Origin of the sequence: Streptomyces sp., assembly GCF_031178505.1 — a bacterium.
Taxonomy (GTDB): domain Bacteria; phylum Actinomycetota; class Actinomycetes; order Streptomycetales; family Streptomycetaceae; genus Streptomyces; species Streptomyces gulbargensis.
The window spans coordinates 1-3,517 of record NZ_JAPSIW010000723.1 but is presented as its reverse complement, the minus strand read 5'-3'; the positions used below and the strand labels follow the sequence as shown (position 1 = coordinate 3,517).

3 protein-coding genes and 1 pseudogene are annotated in these 3,517 nt (G+C 73.7%); 3 read left to right on the top strand and 1 reads right to left on the bottom strand.

Going from position 1 to position 3,517, the window contains the following annotated elements; genetic code table 11:
- Positions 1-323, bottom strand: a pseudogene (locus RIF68_RS31170) (CAP domain-containing protein); the annotation flags it as partial.
- A gap of 201 nt (positions 324-524) precedes the next feature.
- Here RIF68_RS31170 and RIF68_RS31165 point away from each other — a divergent pair.
- The 3 genes from RIF68_RS31165 to RIF68_RS31155 form a co-directional block, all read left to right on the top strand.
- Positions 525-806 carry an acylphosphatase gene (locus RIF68_RS31165; protein ID WP_309054622.1) on the top strand — a complete coding sequence of 94 codons (282 nt, stop codon included), beginning with the start codon at positions 525-527 and terminating at the stop codon, positions 804-806.
- 398 nt (positions 807-1,204) lie between these two features.
- Complete coding sequence (locus tag RIF68_RS31160; protein ID WP_309054621.1) at positions 1,205-1,423, top strand: hypothetical protein; 219 nt, start codon at positions 1,205-1,207, stop codon at positions 1,421-1,423.
- A gap of 250 nt (positions 1,424-1,673) precedes the next feature.
- The coding region (locus RIF68_RS31155; RefSeq protein ID WP_309054620.1) for an AAA family ATPase at positions 1,674-3,517 on the top strand (1,844 nt) is incomplete at its 3' end.

The following is a 3,517-nucleotide window of genomic DNA, read 5'->3' as shown; positions in this document are numbered from 1 at the left end:
GTGCCCGTACGGGAGTCCGTGCCGCCCGTACCGGCCGCCGAGGTGCGTGCCGCGCCGCCCTGGGTCGTCAGCTCCGGCGTCTGACGGGTCTCGACCTGCCGCTCGCTCGTCGCGGCGCCGCCCGTGGTGAAGGTGTCGCCGCCGGGAAGCAGACCCGAGGCGACGGCCATGGCCCCGGCCGCCACGGCGGCGGAGGCACCGAGCAGTCCCGTGCGTACGGGGGAGCCCCGCCGCTTGCGGCGGGTACCCCGGGGCCGGCTGTCCGTACCGGCCGCGTACTCTTCTGCGGCGGGCGCGGCGCCGGAGCGACGGTGGCGTCCCATCTGCTCTGCCTTCCTGCTGTCTTCGCTGGATCTTTGCTGATCTTTGCCGGAGTTTGCTCTCGGTATCGCGCCGGTGACACGCCGGCGACCGGCCTTCGAACGGCCCGCACCCGGACGGGTGAGGCGCGTTCGTCGGGACTGTACGCCATGAGGCGCGGGGGCGACGTGCTGATCGCATGATCCGCCCGCTAGCGTGCAGCCATGAACGACGACGTACGGATGACCGCCTGGGTGCGCGGCCGGGTACAGGGAGTGGGCTTCCGCTGGTTCACCAGGGCAAACGCCCTGGAGATCGGCGGACTCGTGGGCTTCGCCCTGAACCTCGACGACGGCCGGGTCCAGGTCGTGGCCGAGGGGCCCCGTGAGAATTGCCACCGCCTTCTCGACTGGCTGCGCTCCGACGACACACCCGGCCGCGTGGACGGCGTCACTGAGATCTGGGACACGCCGCGCGGCGGCTACGACGGCTTCGCCATCCGCTGACACCCCGGCCCGGGCCTCCGTCCGCCCCCGCCGCCCGGCCGCCACGACCGCCGGGCGGCCTCCGCCCGACGGGGGCGTGAAGGGAAAACCACCAGGTGGTTGCCAATGCGCCGCCACTCGTGCCAGGCTGCGGGAAGAACGGATGATCCCCGTGCCCGGAGGCACCGCGTGGTGAGGCTCCGCCGCCCGACGAGCGGCCGTGGCCCCCGGTCGCCCCGCCCACAGGGGCGTGATCGTGTTGACCGTCAAACTTTTTGGTGAGACTCTGGAAGCCCCGCGCACCTGAGCTGTTTGGCAGTCAGAACCGGCACGACATGGACTGCCGAGCACCGCGGGTGCGATTCCCTCACGACCCATACCGCAATCGGTCGGTCACTCAGTGTGGAGGACCATCCATCATGGCAAAGGCGCTTCTCGGTTACGTCGGCGGCTCCGACCCGCGACTCCTCGCCGAGATGCGACGGCTTCAGCAGCGTGTCCAGGACCTCGAGTCCGAGCTGGTCCGGATCCAGTCCGAGAACGACGCGCTGTCCGCTGCCGCCGCACATCACAAGGGCGAGTCGCTGCTTGACGGCATCGACCTCGACGTACCCCAGGCGGAGCCTGCGCTCACCTGACAACCCAGCCCCGAGGGGCCAGGTGGGAAACAACGCACACCGGCACAGCCGGAGGCCGTACGTCCGGTAGATCGATCACCGGGCGTGCGACAACTGGATATGCAAGGGACGCTTCGGCGTCCCTTCTTTCTTGGCTGCCCTCCCCGGGTCTCCCGCGTCCGCCCTTCCCCGCACGTCCCACCCTTCCTCCCCGGGGATCTGCCCCCGTCCTTCGCGGGTGAAACGCCCGCGCCCCGGTAGAGTCAAGGGGGTGCACCTCAAGGCCCTGACGCTCCGCGGATTCAAATCGTTCGCCTCGGCCACCACCCTGCGGTTCGAGCCCGGAATCACCTGTGTCGTGGGCCCCAACGGCTCGGGCAAGTCCAATGTCGTGGACGCCCTCTCCTGGGTCATGGGCGAGCAGGGCGCCAAGTCCCTGCGCGGCGGCAAGATGGAGGACGTCATCTTCGCCGGCACGACCGGCCGCCCCCCGCTCGGCCGCGCCGAGGTCTCGCTGACGATCGACAACTCCGACGGCGCCCTGCCCATCGACTACGCCGAGGTCACGATCACCCGGATCATGTTCCGCGGTGGCAGCAGCGAGTACCAGATCAACGGGGACACCTGCCGGCTCCTCGACATCCAGGACCTGCTCTCCGACTCCGGCATCGGCCGCGAGATGCACGTCATCGTCGGCCAGGGGCAGCTCGACTCCGTGCTGCACGCCGACCCGATGGGCCGCCGCGCCTTCATCGAGGAGGCCGCGGGCGTCCTCAAGCACCGCAAACGCAAGGAGAAGGCGCTGCGGAAGCTGGACGCGATGCAGGCCAACCTCGCCCGCGTCCAGGATCTCACCGACGAACTGCGCCGCCGGCTCAAGCCGCTCGGCCGGCAGGCCGCCGTCGCCCGCCGGGCCGCCGTCATCCAGGCGGACCTGCGCGACGCGCGCCTCCGGCTCCTCGCCGACGACGTCGTACGGCTCAGGGAGGCGCTGCGCGCCGAGCTCGCCGACGAGGCCGCGCTCCTCGCCCGCAAGGAGGCCACCGCCGCCGAACTGCGCGAGGCCCTCGCCCGGGAGGCCGACCTCGAGGCCGAGGTCCGCGCCCTCGCACCGCGCCTCGAACGCGCCGAGCAGAGCTGGTACGCCCTCTCCCAGCTCGCCGAACGGGTCCGCGGCACCGTCTCCCTCGCCGACGCCCGCGTCCGCAGCGCCACCGCCCCGCCCGAGGACGAGCGGCGCGGCCGCGACCCGGAGGACCTGGAGCGGGAGGCCGCCCGCGTGCGCGCGCAGGAGGCCGAACTGACCGCCGCCCTGGAAGCGGCCGAACGCGCCCTGGAGGACGCCGTCGCCCACCGCGCCGGGCTGGAGCGGGACCTCGCCGCCGAGGAACGCCGCCTGGGGGACCTCGTCCGGGCCGTCGCGGACCGGCGCGAAGGACTCGCCCGGCTCCAGGGCCAGGCCGGTGCCGCCCGCTCGCGCGCCGCCGCCGCCCAGGCCGAGATCGACCGCCTCACCACCGCCCGCGACGAGGCGGCCGAGCGGGCCGTCACCGCGCAGGAGGAGTACGAGCGGCTGCGCGCCGAGGTGAAAGGACTGGAGGCCGAGGACACCGAGCACACCGAGCGGTACGAGGAGGCCCGCCGCGAACTCGCCGGCGCCGAAGCCGCCCTGAGCGCCGCCCGGGAGGACTCCGGGGAGGCGGAACGCCGCCGCGCCGCCACCCGGGCCCGCCACGACACGCTCGCGCTCGGCCTGCGCCGCAAGGACGGCACGGAGGCCCTGCTCTCCGCCGGCCTCTCCGGGCTCCTCGGCCCCGCCGCCGCACTCCTCACCGTCACCCCCGGGTACGAGATCCCGGTCGCCGCCGCCCTCGGGGCCGCCGCCGACGCCCTCGCCGCCGACGGCACCGCCTCCGCCGCCGAGGCGATCCGCCTGCTCCGCAAACAGGACGCCGGCCGGGCGACCCTCCTCCTGGCCTCCCCGTCCGAACGGCCCGCCCCCGCCGACGAGTCCGGCGCGCCCGCGCTCCCCGGCCACGCCGTCCCCGCCGTACGGCTCGTCACCGGCCCCGACGATCTCCTCGGCGCCCTGCGGCGGCTGCTCGACCGGACCGT

Excerpts from the sequence above, each read along its gene's own strand:
- RIF68_RS31165 (WP_309054622.1), top strand. The coding sequence starts at position 525 with ATGAACGACGACGTACGGATGACCGCCTGGGTGCGCGGCCGGGTACAG.
- RIF68_RS31160 (WP_309054621.1), top strand. The coding sequence starts at position 1,205 with ATGGCAAAGGCGCTTCTCGGTTACGTCGGCGGCTCCGACCCGCGACTC.